At 64.0% G+C, this 14,450-nt stretch carries 11 protein-coding genes and 1 pseudogene; all 12 read left to right on the top strand.

Annotation, left to right across the window (positions count from 1 at the left end; all coding sequences use genetic code 11):
* Window positions 1-8 precede the first annotated feature (8 nt).
* The 12 genes and pseudogenes from ACT2FV_RS17065 (at window position 9) to ACT2FV_RS17010 (ending at window position 14,415) form a co-directional block, all read left to right on the top strand.
* Entirely contained in the window at window positions 9-875 is an 867-nt protein-coding gene (locus tag ACT2FV_RS17065; RefSeq protein WP_444504484.1) for an alpha/beta fold hydrolase, read from the top strand.
* A 128-nt stretch (window positions 876-1,003) separates the two neighbouring features.
* Window positions 1,004-2,068, top strand: a complete 1,065-nt coding sequence (locus ACT2FV_RS17060) for a porin (RefSeq protein ID WP_444504483.1) — start codon at window positions 1,004-1,006, stop codon at window positions 2,066-2,068.
* Window positions 2,069-2,079: 11 nt separating this feature from the next.
* Window positions 2,080-3,153: an ABC transporter substrate-binding protein gene (locus tag ACT2FV_RS17055; RefSeq protein WP_444504482.1), complete on the top strand. Its 1,074-nt coding sequence runs from the start codon at window positions 2,080-2,082 to the stop codon at window positions 3,151-3,153.
* A gap of 8 nt (window positions 3,154-3,161) precedes the next feature.
* Entirely contained in the window at window positions 3,162-4,730 is a 1,569-nt protein-coding gene (locus ACT2FV_RS17050; protein WP_444504481.1) for a sugar ABC transporter ATP-binding protein, read from the top strand.
* Window positions 4,727-5,644, top strand: coding sequence for an ABC transporter permease (locus ACT2FV_RS17045; protein ID WP_444504480.1), 918 nt, complete (start codon window positions 4,727-4,729; stop codon window positions 5,642-5,644). The genes ACT2FV_RS17050 and ACT2FV_RS17045 overlap by 4 nt, the downstream gene beginning before the upstream one ends.
* A gap of 10 nt (window positions 5,645-5,654) precedes the next feature.
* The gene (locus ACT2FV_RS17040) at window positions 5,655-6,623 is read left to right on the top strand and encodes an ABC transporter permease (protein WP_444504479.1); all 969 of its coding nucleotides are present in this window, start codon (window positions 5,655-5,657) and stop codon (window positions 6,621-6,623) included.
* A 212-nt stretch (window positions 6,624-6,835) separates the two neighbouring features.
* Entirely contained in the window at window positions 6,836-7,966 is a 1,131-nt protein-coding gene (locus tag ACT2FV_RS17035; RefSeq protein WP_444504478.1) for an IS110 family transposase, read from the top strand.
* A gap of 1,193 nt (window positions 7,967-9,159) precedes the next feature.
* The gene (locus ACT2FV_RS17030) at window positions 9,160-10,065 is read left to right on the top strand and encodes a Mu transposase C-terminal domain-containing protein (RefSeq protein WP_444504477.1); all 906 of its coding nucleotides are present in this window, start codon (window positions 9,160-9,162) and stop codon (window positions 10,063-10,065) included.
* Between the two features lie 288 nt (window positions 10,066-10,353).
* Window positions 10,354-10,471 (top strand): annotated as a pseudogene (locus ACT2FV_RS17025) (IS3 family transposase); the annotation flags it as partial.
* The gene (locus ACT2FV_RS17020) at window positions 10,448-11,107 is read left to right on the top strand and encodes a DUF3363 domain-containing protein (RefSeq protein WP_444504507.1); all 660 of its coding nucleotides are present in this window, start codon (window positions 10,448-10,450) and stop codon (window positions 11,105-11,107) included. The pseudogene ACT2FV_RS17025 and the gene ACT2FV_RS17020, both read left to right, overlap by 24 nt.
* Entirely contained in the window at window positions 11,095-11,286 is a 192-nt protein-coding gene (locus ACT2FV_RS17015; protein ID WP_444504476.1) for a hypothetical protein, read from the top strand. The genes ACT2FV_RS17020 and ACT2FV_RS17015 overlap by 13 nt, the downstream gene beginning before the upstream one ends.
* A 486-nt stretch (window positions 11,287-11,772) precedes the next feature.
* On the top strand, window positions 11,773-14,415 hold the full coding sequence (locus ACT2FV_RS17010) for a LuxR C-terminal-related transcriptional regulator (protein ID WP_444504475.1): 2,643 nt from the start codon (window positions 11,773-11,775) through the stop codon (window positions 14,413-14,415).
* The last annotated feature ends 35 nt before the right edge of the window (window positions 14,416-14,450 follow it).

Here is a 14,450-nt window from a genome sequence, read left to right as displayed (position 1 = left end):
GGGACAGAATGACAACGACCGAATTCACATTCCGAATCGATGCGGCCGGCGGGCATCGCATCGAGACATTCCGCTGGCAGGGCGCGCTACCGGTGCGCGGGGTCGTGCAGATCGTGCACGGCATGGCGGAGCACTCGCGCCGCTATCGGCACGTCGCGCAAGCGCTGGTGAACGAAGGGTACGTCGTGTATGCAACCGAGCACCGCGGCCATGGCCAGGCGGCGCTGGACGACGGCACGCTCGGCGATTTCGGCCCGGGCGGATTCAACGCGCTCGTCGACGACATGGCGACCGTCAGCCGCCACCTGCGCAAGCGTCATCCGGGCGTGCCGCTCGTGATGCTCGCGCACAGCATGGGTTCGTTCGCCGCGCAGATCTACCTGCTCGATCACGGCGCGCTGCTCGACGCTCTCGCGCTGTCGGGCACGAGTGCGCTCGAATTGCTCGACCCGCGGTATTCCGGCTGGACGCTGGAAACCGCGAATGCGGCGATCGCGGCGCCCGACACCGTGGTCGACTGGCTGAGCCGCGAGCCGGCCGTGCCGGCCGCGTACCTCGCCGATCCGCTGTGCGGCTTCGCGCTGACGGAAGCGTCGCTGCTCTCGATTTTCGATCACGGGCTGCGCACGTCGGATCCCGCGCAGTTCGAGCCCGTACCGAAGCAGTTGCCGCTCTATCTTTTCACGGGCGACCAGGATTCGGTGAACGGCTATCTTGCGTGGTTCGATCCGCTCGTGGCGCGGCTGCGGCAGGTCGGCTTCCGCGATCTGTCCACGCACGTGTACGGCGGTGCGCGACACGAAGTGCTGAACGAAACGAACCGCGACGAGGTGATCGCGAACCTGATCGCGTGGGTCACGCGCGTGACGGGCTAGCGTGGGCCTCGTTCAGGGGACGAAAATGATCTGATGCCGCGCTAAGCGGCCTCGAAGGAGGAAAGAAGGCGACAAATAAATAAGGTATACGAAATATAAGAAAGAGTTAATTGGTTAGGAGACAGGTTATGAGAAATCTCGGCAGTCGGACAATCGCGCTTGCCATCGCGGCATCCTGCATGGCAGCTTCATCGGCATACGCGCAGAGCGAAGTCACGCTGTACGGCGTCCTGGACGCGGGGCTGCTCTATACGAGCCGCACCGCAGGCGGTGGCGCGCATCAGTTTTCGATGATCGACGGCGGCACGGCTGGGTCGCGATTCGGCATGCGTGGCACCGAGGATCTCGGTGGCGGCCTGAAGGCGATCTTCTCGCTCGAGAGCGGCATCAGCATGGCGAACGGGGGTATCGCGAACTCGAACGGCAACTTCTTCGGCCGCCAGGCCTGGGTCGGCCTGACGAGCGACCTCGGCACGGTGCAGGCCGGCGTGCAGTATTCGCCGTTTGTGCTGTCGTTGATCAACACCGATCCGCGCAACGTGTCGTACTTCGGCAGCGCTGCGGTCATCTACGTCGGCAGCGTGCTCGATACGGGGCTGTTCAACCCGAACGCCATCTCCTATACGAGCCCCGTCATCGCCGGCCTGCAAGGCAGCGTGATGCTCGCGCTGGGCGGCGAGCCCGACAATTTCCAGGCGGGGCGGCAATACAGCGCGCGACTGAAATACGAAATCGGCGGATTGACGGTCGATACGGCGCTCTACAGCGGCAACGCGGGCGGTACGGCGGCGTCGACACCCGTACCGACCACGGTCGCCTTCACGGGGCGCACGATCGGGGCAGGCTACACGTACGGCCGCTTGACCGCGAAGGCGTCGTTCGTGAACTACAAGCTGGCCGGCTCGTTCGACAACCGCGTATACGGCGGCGGCCTGAGCTTTGCCGTCACGCCGGCGCTGAACGTGGACGCCGGCGCGTGGTACACGAGCGACGGCAACGACACGGCCAACCATTCGATCCTGACCGGCGTCGGCGTCGAATACTTCCTGTCCAAGCGCACGACGCTGTACGGGCAATTCGCGTTCGTCAACAACCACGGAAAGATGAATACGGGGCTTTCCCTGAACGGTGCGCTCTACGCAAGCGAAGGCTCGACGAGCGGGGCCGTCGTCGGCATCCGCCACGCGTTCTGAAGGAGACGAACATGAATGTCGTGATGAGAAAACTCGCACTCTCGCTGGGTGGCATGTTGATCGGGTGCGCAGCGTTCAGCGCGCACGCTGCCGACATGCAATTGCTGCCGGGCGATCTGCTGTCCCCGACGTCGACGCAGCAGACACCGCGCGACGCGTTCAAGAAGGCGCCGCCGTGGCGCATCGGCGTGTCGTTCGCCGGCGTCGGCAACAGCTGGATCGTGCAGATGATCCAGGAAATGCGCGACGAGGCGGCGCTGCACAAGGAGATCGGCCAGTTCATCTTCACCGAGGCCGACTGGAAGGCGGCCAAGCAGGTGTCGGACGTCGAGGATCTGCTGACGCGCAAGATCGACCTGCTGATCATCGGGCCGATTTCCGAAGCGATCGGTGCACCGTTGATCGCGGAGGCGGCACGGCGCGGCATTCCGGTCGTGACGTTCGGCGCGTACGGTGGCAACACGAAGTCGACGGTGGAGATCATGGGCGGCGGACGGGTGTTCGGCCGCCAGGGCGCGGAATTCCTCTGTAACGAACTGCACGGCAACGGGAGGATCTGGGCGTTTCGCGGCGTGGCAGGCGTCGACGAGGAGCAGCATCGCTACGACGGATTCCGCAAGACAGTCGATGCGTGCGGGCTGAAGATCACCAACGAGGTATTTGGCGACTGGAGCTACGTGAAGGGCAAGCAGCTCTGCGAGAACCTCGTGCTGTCGGGGCAGCCGGTGGATGGCATCTGGTTCTCCGGCGCCGAGATGACGCGCGCGTGCATCGACGTGTTCAAGGAAGCCGGCAAGCCGCTGGTGCCGATGACCGGCGAGGCGAACAACGGCTTTCTGCGCGTATGGAAGCGCTCCGGCGTGAAGAGCGTCGCGCCGATCTTCACGCCGGGGCTCGGGGCGGCCACCGTGCGCGCGGCGGTCGCGCTGCTGCAGGGCCAGCCGCTGTACCGCGCGTATTTTTCCGCACCCGCGCCGATCACGAACGCGACGCTCGATCGCTATCTTCGTCCGGACCTGAACGACGGCTACTGGTTTCCGTCGACGCTGCCGGACGCCAGGCTGACCCAGTTGTTCCATCGTTGAGGCGCGCGATGACCATTCAACAGGGAACGACGCGGCGTCCGGCGCGCGTCGCGCTGACCGGCGTGTCGAAGGCATTCGGCCACACGCATGCGCTGACGGACGTCACGCTCGCCGGCGAGCGCGGATCGATTCATGCGATCACGGGCGAGAACGGCGCGGGCAAATCGACGCTGATGAAGCTGCTGTCGGGCGTCCATCTGCCCGACACGGGCGAGATCCGTGTCGACGGCGAGCGCGTGAGGCTCGCGACGCCCGCGCAGGCAAGACGCGCGGGTGTATCCACGGTGTTTCAGGAGCTGACGATCCTGCCGAACCTGACGGTGGCCGAGAATCTGTGCCTGGGGCGCGAGCCGCGGCGGTACGGCGCGCTCGATCGTCGCGGCATTGTGCGCAATGCCGTCGAGGTGCTCGAACGCAGCGGCGTCGCGCTCGCGCCGAAACGGCTCTGCGGCGATCTGACGATCGCGGAGCAGCAGATGCTGGAAATCGCGAAGGGGCTCGTCGACGACGCGAGCGTATTCATCTTCGACGAGCCGACTGCGCCGCTCAACCGCGCCGAGATCGACACGCTCGAAGCGGTGCTGGTGCGGCTCAGACACGAAGGCAAGCTGGTGTTCTACATCAGCCATCGGCTCGACGAGATCTTTCGCTTCTGCGACACCGTGTCGGTGCTGAAGGACGGCCGCCACATCGCGACTCACGCCGCTGCCGACCTGTCGGAGCGGCGGCTGGTTCAGCTCATGGTCGGGCGCGAACTGACGGCGCTGTTTCCGCCGCGTCGGCGCGCAAGCTGCGCCGAGCCGGCGCTCGACGTCGCTTCGCTGTCGGTGCGCGCGGGCGGCCCCGACGTTTCGCTGTCGGTTGGCCACGGAGAAATCGTCGGCATCGCGGGGCTCGAGGGGAACGGCCAGCGGGAGATCCTGCGGACACTCGCCGGCATCGCCGTACCCGCGAAGAGCGAGATCCGAGTCGCTGACCGGCGCGGCTCGATGGCGCGACACGACCCCGCGCGCGGCGTGCAGGCGGCTGTGCGGCAAGGCATTGCGCTGATGCCAGAGGACCGCAAGTCGGAAGGGTTGTATCTCGGCCTCTCGGTGCGCGACAACATCGCGCTCGGCTTCCTGCGCGGCCGACCGCTCTGGGGGCGGGCGCACCGCGCGCCGTTGGTCGTCGCGGCATGGATCGACAGGATCCGGCTGCGAGGGCTGCCGGCCGACGCCGTGCAGTCGCTGTCGGGCGGAAACCAGCAGAAGGTGATGCTTGCGCGCTGGCTCGCGGCTGGCGTGAACGTGCTGCTCGTCGAGCAGCCGACGCGCGGCGTGGACGTCGGCGCGAAGGCCGAGATCTACGCGTTGCTGCGGCGATTCGCGGAAGAGGGTGGAGCCGTGCTCGCCGTGTCGGGAGACCTGCCGGAACTGATCGGTATGTGCGACCGCATTCTGGTGGTGCGCAACGGCGCGTTCGTCGCGGACGTGCGTGCCGCGGAGGCCACCGAGGAGCAGTTGCTCGCATTCGCGTTGACGGAGTCGGTGGCGGATCGCGGCAGTCGCGCATCGGTGAACAGGGGGGGAGCATGAAGGCTACTCGCACAGGTCTGACGCGGTATGCGGTAAGCCTGCCGCTGTTGCTGTGTTTCGCGCTGATGGTCGCGGTGCCGGATTTCCGCCAGATGCAGAACGTCGTCAACTTCAGCGGGCAGATCGCTGCATTGCTGATTGTCTCGCTCGGGCAGATGTTCGTGACGCTCGCAGGCGGCATCGACCTGTCCGTCGGCTCCGTTGTGAGCCTTGCGAGCTGCATCGTCGCGACGCAGCCAGATCCCGTGTTGGGCGTGCTGCTCGCGCTGTTGGCCGGTGCGTCGGTCGGGTTGCTCAATGGGGTCGGTGTGGCGATCGGTAACGTTCACCCGTTCGTGACGACGCTCAGCACGGCCACGATTCTCCAGGGGGTGTGCTATCTGGTGCTGCCGGTTCCGGGCGGGCAGATCGCGCTATCGCTCCTTTGGCTTGCGTCCGGCAACCTGGGCGGTGTGCCGCTGTCGCTCGCGTGGTGCGCGGTGGCGGTCGGCATTGCGTGGCATGTCGTCGTGCGCAGCCGTCTCGGCCTGCATCTTTATGCGATCGGCGCCGGCGCGCATAGCGCGCACTTGAACGGCGTGCGCGTCAAGGCGACGACGATCGCCGTGCACGTGCTCTGCGGGCTGATGGCAGCCGCAGCGGGCATCTATCTGGCTGCGCGCGTGTCAGCGGGCGATCCGACGATCGGCGCGGAGTTTGCGCTCGAGTCGGTGGCGGCAGTCGCGCTCGGCGGCGTGCAACTGACGGGCGGTATAGGCGGAGTCGCGGCCGTGCTGGTGGGCGTGGCGACGCTGGGCTTGCTGACCAATGGACTGAATCTGGTCGGCATCTCGCCGTTCCTGACCAGCGTGGCGGTCGGGACGCTCCTGCTGCTGGCAGTCGGCACGCAGCGCAGAAAAACCGTGGGGTTATGACATGAGATCGATGGCTTTGGCACGCTCGCCTGTGGCGGCGCCCTTTCAACGCAGCGTGCGCTGGTGCCTGGCATTACCGCCCGCGTATGCCGGCACCGCGTGCCTGGTCGGATGCGCGTATCTCGTGCGCCCGAACCTGCTTTCGCCGCTGCTGTTCCTGCTGATCTTGCGGCAGGCCGTCCCGCTCGGCATCGTCACGATCGGGCAGTCGTTGACGATGCGCTGCCGTTCGCTCGATCTGTCCGTGGGCGGCGTGATGGCGGCCGTATCGTGCTTGCTGACGAGCGGGATACTGACGATGCCGACGCCGCTCGCGTGTGTGCTGTGCGTGCTGTTCGGCGCGGCGGTCGGTGCGTTCAACGGCCTGTTGATCGCGTACCGGCGCGCTTCGGCTGTCATCGTCACGTTGTCGGTGTCGATGATTTTGTCGGGCATTGTCATCGCGATCAGCCAGTCACGTGCATCGGGCGATGCGCCCGAGCTGTTGACCACGATCGGCGCGGCCCGGCCGGGTGGGGTGCCGGTCGCGCTGCTGGCGTGGCTCGCGATCCTTGTTGCGGTGGCGCTGTTCATGCGGCGGTCCGTATTCGGGCGGGTGGTGGATGCGTTGGGCTCCAGTCCGCGCGCGGCGGAGCTGTCGGGGCTGCCGCATCTGCGTGTGATTTTCATCGTGCATGTCGTGTCGGGCGTCATGTCGGCGTGCGGCGCGTTGCTGCTGCTGAGCTTCGTCGGCGTCGGCAGTGCGACGCTCGGCAAGGACCTTGCGCTCAATTCGCTCGCGGCCGCGGTGCTGGGTGGCGTGACCTTTGGCGACGGGCGCGGCGGGATGGCCGGGCCGGCGATCGCTGCGTTCATGGTCGTTTTCCTGTTCAATTTTCTGACGAGCTTCGGGCTCGGCGAAGCAGGACACCTGATGCTGCAGGGAGCGATCATCGGCTTCGCGGCGCTCGCGTATTCGTTACGTGGCGGAGGCGCGTGATGCGTACGACAGGAGAAAGCGAATGAGCGGGTACAAGGTACTGGCGCTGGTATCGGTCGCATTGTGTAGGCGTCCATTATTAGCGCTAGTCAGTATGACTCCCGTGTGGTGAGGCTGGCCTACCGTGAGGCATCAAACGCGGATTAGGATGGCTGCCAGAGCCGCACGGTGTGGGCCAAGCCACACCCGGCGATTTCCGCACGGAGGCCAGCATGGAAGACGATAGCACGCTGTATGTCGGTCTGGATGTCCACAAGGAGTCGATCACGGTCGCCTATGCGCTTGGTACGGGTGAGGTGGAGGTGCTCGGCAAGATCTGCACGACGAAGACGGATATCGATCGCCTGTGCAAGCGCCTGCAGTCGAAGGCGTCGCATATTCGTGTCGTCTATGAGGCGGGGCCATGTGGATACGGGCTTTACCGTGAACTCCAGCAGAAGGGAATCGATTGCATGGTATGTGCACCGTCCCTGATTCCGAGGAAGCAGGGAGAGCGCGTAAAGACCGATCGGCGCGACGCGATCAAACTGGTGCGTTTACTGAGGGCTGGCGACCTGTCGGAGGTCTATGTTCCTACCGTCGAAGATGAAGCGTTTCGCGATCTGGCGCGGGCATGGGTGAGTGCCAAGGATGATCTGAAGCGTGCGCGGCAGCGGCTGAAGTCCTTTCTGCTTTCGCACGGAGTCAGCTATACAGGTCGAGCCGACTGGAGGGCAGCACACCGGCGCTGGCTGAGCACGTTTGCGTTCGACAGCGCCTTGCAGCAGTTGGCGTTCGAAGAGCATCGACGCACGATCGAGGATCGTCTTGCGCAATGTGATCGACTGGAAGCTGCGCTGCGTGAGGCAGTGGTTGCCTGGCGTTTTTACCCGGCAGTACTAGGTCTGCAAACCATGCGCGGCATGCAGTTCACCACGGCGGTCGGCATGCTTGCTGAGTTGGGCGATCTGTCACGCTTCACGCATCCCCGCCAGTTGATGGCGTGGCTTGGTGTAACGCCGAGCGAACACTCGTCCGGCGAGAAGCGCCGTCCGGGCAGCATCACCAAGAACGGCAACAGTTACGCGAGAAAGCTGCTCGTCGAATCGGCATGGAGTTATCGGCATCCGGCGCGCGTGAGTCCCGAGATTCAGCGCCGCCACGAAGGGATTCCCAAACCCATCGTGGATCGATCTTGGGACGCGCAGGTGCGCCTGTGTCGACGCTATCGAACGCTCGTGGCACGCGGCAAACAGCAGAACATCGCCGTGGTCGCGGTCGCCCGCGAACTGAGCGGGTTTATCTGGGACATTTGCCAGCTCGCCATGTCACTTGCATTGCAACCGCAGAAGCATGCGGCTTGAGCAGGCGAGCGAGAGTCTTGCCCCATCAATCAAGGAGTTTCCTGAAGGCGGCGTAGCCCGGCACACGAGTAACCCGCGACACGGCTACGCAACGGATCCAATTCGATTTGCGTCCCTAGATAGCGGCAGGCTCATCGGGCGGACCTCTGTAATGCGGTAGCCAACCCGCGGATATCAGCGTGATCCACCGTCGAGACGTACTGCTGCGCCGCCCTCAGGAAATTTGAACGATAGCGCGTGGAAAACCCGAAAACCGATCTCCATTGACAGCGGGAGTCATATCAGCCGTGTTCAGAAACGTTACTAGCGGAAACTCTCAAAGAAGCCTTGGCGAACAGGGACTTTTTGAAGTTTTCTGGTGGCTGCTTAGCAGTTGCGTTTCTGCAACAGAAACTTGGCCAATGTTCACTAACGTTGCTAGCACGTTGCACGTGTTCTTTAATACTGCTAGCGCGTGTCGCGTGGATTGATAGGGATCCATATGGCTTCGATCGAAGAGCGGGCCGCTCGAGCAGCGAAGATTGCGTCCGTGCTTCGACCGCTTGGCAACGGTGTGCTTTCCCGACAGCAGGCTGAACGAGCAGCACAGCTATTAGGCGTTCACTGCACCACCGTATATCGCCTGCGTCGACGTTTCCTCGCAGATCCGGTCGCCAGTACATTAGAGCCAAGGCAGCCGGGTAGGGCGACCGGGGGGCAGACTGGACGCCGCCGTCGAATGCGTCATCGACGAGGCCGTGCACGAATGGCTCCCCGATCAGCGGCACCTTGCGCATCCTGCAACTGATCTTGTACTTGAGGTGAAACGTCGCTGCAGCGTTGCAGGTCTATCGCCTCCGAGCAGGTCAACAATAGCTCGACGGTGGCTCTCCTATCGCGAGCAGGATGCTTTGGCACGAGCGGCCCTCCCGAACGCTGCAGTTGCCCCTGGCACATTCCAGGTCCGACATCCGTTAGATATCGTGCAGGTTGATCACACGCAAGCGGACATCCTGCTCGTTAGCGAACTGGACGGACAGATTATCGGTCGACCGTGGCTGTCTGTGGCTCTCGACGTTGCTACGAGATGTGTGCTTGGCTTTTATGTCGCAATGGAGAGGCCGGGGACTGCGACGGTAAGCTTGCTCCTCTCGCGCGTAGTTCTACGGAAAGAGCCGTGGCTCGAAAGACTAGGCGTTGAGGCTGACTGGCCGATGCGCGGTATCCCACGAACGCTGCATCTTGATAACGCGGCCGAATTCAAAAGCCGTGCCCTTCGCAGTGGATGCCGCGAGTACGGCATTGAACTGATGTACCGACCGGTGGGCAAGTCGCACTTTGGTGGCCACATCGAGCGGCTGAACAGAACCTTGATGGAGCGCGTGCGTGGCCTCCCTGGTTCGACTGGATCGTCAGTCAAAGGGCGCAAGGCGCGCCAGGCCGAAAAGACAGCTTCACTTACGTTGAAGCAGTTCGAGCAGTGGCTGGCTGTCGAGATCGGCAGGCGTTATCACTGCAGCCCCCACCGCGGTTTGTTGGGACTTCAGCCCGCGCAAAAGTGGCAGGAAACATGGCGAGCAGCGGATTCACGATGCTTGCCAACTCAACCGGATGCCGAACTGAAGTTTTTGATCCGGTTCCTGCCAGTCGCATCCAGGACCATTCAGCGGGACGGCCTGAAGCTCTTCCTGATCCGCTATTGGCATCCCTTGTTCGCGGCATGGCGGGAAACACGCCGGTCCGTGACGATCCGCTATCACCCAGAAGATCTCTCGCGCATCTTCGTAAGCGCTGGCAGAGGCAGTTTCGTTGAAGTGCGATACGCGGACTTGCGTCGGCCTCCAATCTCGCTGTTCGAACAGCGGGCAGCTTTGCGAGCTATCCGGGCTAGGGGACAACGGGCAGTATCGGAGAGGGAGATATTCGAGACTGTTGAGCAGCAGCGACAACTGGTCGTCACTTCCCAGCGGGCTACTCGAGCGCGACGCCGCATGGCACGTCAAGCTGGCGGTTTGGTTCCGAAGAGCAGCATCGAAGATCTTTCACTCACTGAACAGCGGCAGGTCGAGCAGGTGAACTACGACGCACCAGTTACCGCGTATGACGTTGAACAGTGGTAGGGGGCCAGCATGAAGCAGTGTGATTTCGCGCATCTGCTACCCGCAGCAAGAGATCAGGTCCTGCTCGGATAAGAGGATCGCATAAAGGGTCTGCTGGGGCCGGACGATCGCTTCTCCGGGGCCGACGGCGGCTGTCGTCGGCATCATGAAGAACTGCGGAATCTCGGGTGTTTTCGCGCCCGCTTCGGCAATGTGGCCGACCTAGTTCATGCCGACCGCGAAGAGCCGCGGCGCGGGAATCGGACACAGCAGTTGCGCGTTGGCCGGCGCATCGCGCGGGCCGGCGTGCTGTCGCCATCGGAGCTGCGCCGGCTGAAGCAGCTTGAGGAAGAGAACGCGAAGCTCAAGCGGCTCGTAGCAGATTTGTCGCTGGACTAGGGCTATGCTGCAGGATGTGATGTCAAAGGATCGCACTTTGAAGCGCGAGGCCGGCGAGGACGGCCGAGTGCAGATCGAACGCTTCAACGAACCGCGGCTGCAACGCCAGCGCCTGGTGCTGATCGGCCGCCTGCAACGATTGGAGCGTCTCGGCCTGGCCGACAAGACGCAGCCCGGCACCTGGGCCATTCATGCCGATGCCGAGAAGACACGGCGCGCCTTCGGCGAACGTGGCGACATCATCTGCACCATGCAGCGGGCCATGCGCGGCGAGCCGCGCGAACTGGCGGTGTTCGAGCCGGGCGACGACGGCCGAACCGTCCTTGGGCGCGTAGCCGCGAAGGGGCTGGCCGACGAACTGCGCGACCGGGGCTATCTGGTCACCGACGGCGTGGACGACAAGGCCCACTACGTCGCGCTCAACGCCCGCGACGAGCTGGCGAATTATCCCACCGGGGCCGTGGTGGAGGTGAAAGGATCCGCCGACGTGCGTGCGGCCGACCGCAACATCGCCGCACTGCCGAGCGATGGGCTGTACCGCACCGATCATCACCTCGCCATCGCGCAGGGTCAGGCCGTGCGGGCCGCGACACGCCGGAGGTTGTCGCAGCCCATGTCCGTCGCTTGGAAGCCCTGCGTGGTGCCGGCATCGTGGAGCGCGTAGCCGAAGGGCTACGGAAGGTGCCTGGCGACCTGCCCGAGCAGGGCCGCCGCTACGACGCGCAGCACCTGGGTGACGTGGCCAGGCGGGCGATGCAGCAACGCGCCGACTTCCTGGCCGAGCGGCGTGGGCAGCGCGTGATCCTCGCGCGGAACCTGCTGGGCACGCGCTTGCGTCGATGAATAGACACGGCCGCTCCCATGCGACGAGGGTGACCGAGTGGCGTTGCTCCGCACTATACTTAAACAAAACCATACCAAGACCAAAGTATGGGTCTATTGTGTCATTTCGGTGAGATTGTTAGCTACCGGACCGGGACAGAAAATAGCCCAGGTATCGTCGCCGCTCGGCGGTAAAAGAAATGGATCGGCTGACATAGGAGACGAGCTGTGAGGAGACAACGATCAGAGCCCAACTGCGCCCGCAGAGGGACGATAGTGCCCGAGCGGCAGGTTGGTGCGAGTGCGCTGTCAAAGATTGGTGCGACCCCGTTCGCCCAGGGGGATGAAATATTGGGGGCGAATGTCAGAGAGTCGGCTGGCGTTCGTCGGCAGCCCGATACCGAAGCCGGAGTCTTGCTCCCCCCGGTTTTTTCATTTCCGATTGTCCGAACGGCCGCGTCCCGCGCTCAGCTGGAGCAGCGCGACAAGCCACCGAAAGTCGTCTCGGTGGTCGCACCGATCGGATACGGGAAAACCGTGCTCCTCAGCTCGCTCTATTACGACAGCGCGCGCGCGCAAAAAGCGTGCTGGTGGTTTTCGCTCGACGACCGCGACGTGACGCTCGATCGCCTCCTGGGCTTTCTGGAGGCCGGCTTGGATGCGTCCGACCGGGATCACGGGTCGTTCAATGCGCTTCAGATGATGCACGAAGGCAGTGGCCTCGCGAACGAACGGATCGATCAGGTTGCGCGCCGAATGCACCATTTGCCCGTACCCGTCACGCTGTTTATCGACAACCTGAACTACTGCGAAGATCCGTTGTTGGGGGATTTGCTGAACGGGCTGGTCTTTCGCACCCCGCCGTCGTTCCGGCTGGTCTTGTCGAGCAGCGAGACGCCGCCCATCGAAATGGTCCGCTGCAAGCTCGAAGGCTTGTCGGCCGAATATGAAACAACCGACCTCTGCCTGGATGCAAACGGGGTGCGGGAAATGTTCGGCGACGCCCTGTGCGCTAAGTTGTCGGGCTCGGCGATCGACAAGGTCATCCGGCAGACTGAAGGCTGGCCAGCCGCGGTCCGTCTGATGCAGATCCTGCTGGCGTCATCGTCGGATCCGGACACGACGTTGGCGGGCTTTTCCGGCGCGGACCAGGATCTGGCGACGTTGCTCAACTCGCAAGTGCTGAAAGGCTTCGATCCGCAGTTGCGCGCGTTTTTGCTCAAGCTTTCGCTGCTCCGGGATTTCGATGCCACGCTCGCGGAAGAGGCGACCGGCGACGCCGGCGCGTCGGAGCACCTGCTCTATTTGTGGAAGCACAACGTGTTTCTCGTACCGGTCGAAGGCCGTCAGCGTTTCCGTTTGCACAACCTGTTTCGTGAGTACTTGGCCAGTCAGGCTGTGCAGACGATAGGCGCGCGCGATCGCAATACGATTCTCGTCAGGGCCGCAGCGTGCTGCGACAGGCAGATGCGCTGCGCAGACGCGATCGACTATGCCCTTGCCGCTCACGAAGCGGCGATGGCCGCAGTGATCCTCGAGCGCAGCGCGCCGGTGTTCGTCAGCAACCTCGGCTACCTGCATCGTTATCTGCGCTGGGTGGAGCAGTTGCATGCGCTGGGCGACCATGGCGGGTGGGAGACGGATTACTGGTACGTTTGGGCCCTCGTGTTCAGCCGTCGCTATGAGCTCGCACGGCTGGAAATGGCGCGACTGATGACGCGCCTGCAGCAGGCCGGCGATAACGGAGGCGCCACGCGGACGGACCTCGCACGCATCGCGCGCAGGATCGACGTCATTCAGCTCGCCATTGACGTGTACACCGATCATCTGGAAACGGTGAAGCCGCAAGCGCAGCGCTGGCTGGACACCGCGGAGCAACGAGCGGTGACGATGACGGATGCGCCGTTCGACGTCGCGACGGTCGCGTGCGCCGGCGCCATTCATGACGTGAACGCATGCCGGCTGACCGAAGCGCGGCATATGATCCGCATTGCACTCGCGAGCATCTCGCAATCGGACAGCGCATACGGGCAAGGCTGGGTATCCACCGTCAATGCGCTGATTCCGCTGCGTGAAGGCGACTATGCCGGCGCCTACCATGAACTCACGGACGCGCTCCAACGGGCCGGCAGAGCGCTCGGCGATACGGCCGGGATATGCAGCACGATTGCGTTGTTGGCCGCCAAGTGTGCGGTGGAGATGGACCTGCGCGAGGAGGCCGAGCAGTTGCTCGCACGTGGGCTGGGCAAGGCGGTCGCGCACGGCATCATCGATACGACCGCCTATGGGCTGGATGCTGCTGTCAAGCTCTGGAGCGGCCGCGACAGCGATGGCATTGCGCTGCCGGCGCTCAGGAAGATTGCATCGGTCTATCCCGCCCGCTTGAGCATGATGCTGTCCTGCTTCGTCACGCGCCGACTGGTCCTGCTCGGGCGGCTGGACGAGGCGCTGGAGGAGGCTTCGGCGCTCGGCATACTGGCGGGGGGTGACACCCCGTCGATGGCCGCCCTGCATCGCGCACGCGACGCGGCCTTGCGGGATCTGGTCGACTCCACCATCCTCGATCTGCACATTGCGTCCGGAAAATTCAGGCAGGCCGACGCACTGATCGTCGATGAGTCCGCCCGGGTGCGCGCACAGGGGCGCAGTGGCCGGCTGGTGGAACTCGCGCTGAATCAGGCGCTACTAAGCCACTGCACGCACGATCCGGTGGCGGCCGCACGCCATCTGACGCGCGCGATATCGCTCGCCGCGCGGCGTCGCTACATGCGGCCTTTCCGTGACCGTCCGGATCTGATTGCGGGGCTCGTGAACGACACGCGGCCAAAGGACTGGCCATTCGTAACCGAGGAGGAGCGTCGGTTCTTCACCGAGATCTGCTCCGGCCTGAAGGTGACCGGCAATCCGGTTCTTGAGCAGATGCAGGCGCTGGAGGGCGTCGGCCTGGTCGGGGAGGCGCCGACGACGCGTGAGATGGAACTGCTCAGTCTGATCGAAGCCGGGCTGTCGAACAAGGAAATTGCCGACAGGTTGTCGTTGTCGGTGGCCACCGTAAAGTGGCATCTGTACAACCTGTACGCGAAGCTCGGGGTTAAGAATCGCGCGTCGGCGCTGGCGCGGTCACGGTCGCTGAACCTGCTCGCGAGGTGATGGCGCCGGATGCGCGCTTTCCGGGAGGCGCAACG

This window comes from Burkholderia sp. PR2, assembly GCF_052372875.1.
Classification (GTDB): Bacteria; Pseudomonadota; Gammaproteobacteria; order Burkholderiales; family Burkholderiaceae; genus Burkholderia; species Burkholderia diffusa.
This window is presented reverse-complemented; position numbering and strand designations above follow the sequence as displayed.

Coding starts and splice junctions, on each gene's coding strand:
- ACT2FV_RS17030 (WP_444504477.1), top strand. CDS start 9,160: ATGCGCGGTATCCCACGAACGCTGCATCTTGATAACGCGGCCGAATTC.
- ACT2FV_RS17040 (WP_444504479.1), top strand. CDS start 5,655: ATGGCTTTGGCACGCTCGCCTGTGGCGGCGCCCTTTCAACGCAGCGTG.
- ACT2FV_RS17060 (WP_444504483.1), top strand. CDS start 1,004: ATGAGAAATCTCGGCAGTCGGACAATCGCGCTTGCCATCGCGGCATCC.
- ACT2FV_RS17055 (WP_444504482.1), top strand. CDS start 2,080: ATGAATGTCGTGATGAGAAAACTCGCACTCTCGCTGGGTGGCATGTTG.
- ACT2FV_RS17050 (WP_444504481.1), top strand. CDS start 3,162: ATGACCATTCAACAGGGAACGACGCGGCGTCCGGCGCGCGTCGCGCTG.
- ACT2FV_RS17020 (WP_444504507.1), top strand. CDS start 10,448: ATGCTGCAGGATGTGATGTCAAAGGATCGCACTTTGAAGCGCGAGGCC.
- ACT2FV_RS17065 (WP_444504484.1), top strand. CDS start 9: ATGACAACGACCGAATTCACATTCCGAATCGATGCGGCCGGCGGGCAT.
- ACT2FV_RS17035 (WP_444504478.1), top strand. CDS start 6,836: ATGGAAGACGATAGCACGCTGTATGTCGGTCTGGATGTCCACAAGGAG.
- ACT2FV_RS17045 (WP_444504480.1), top strand. CDS start 4,727: ATGAAGGCTACTCGCACAGGTCTGACGCGGTATGCGGTAAGCCTGCCG.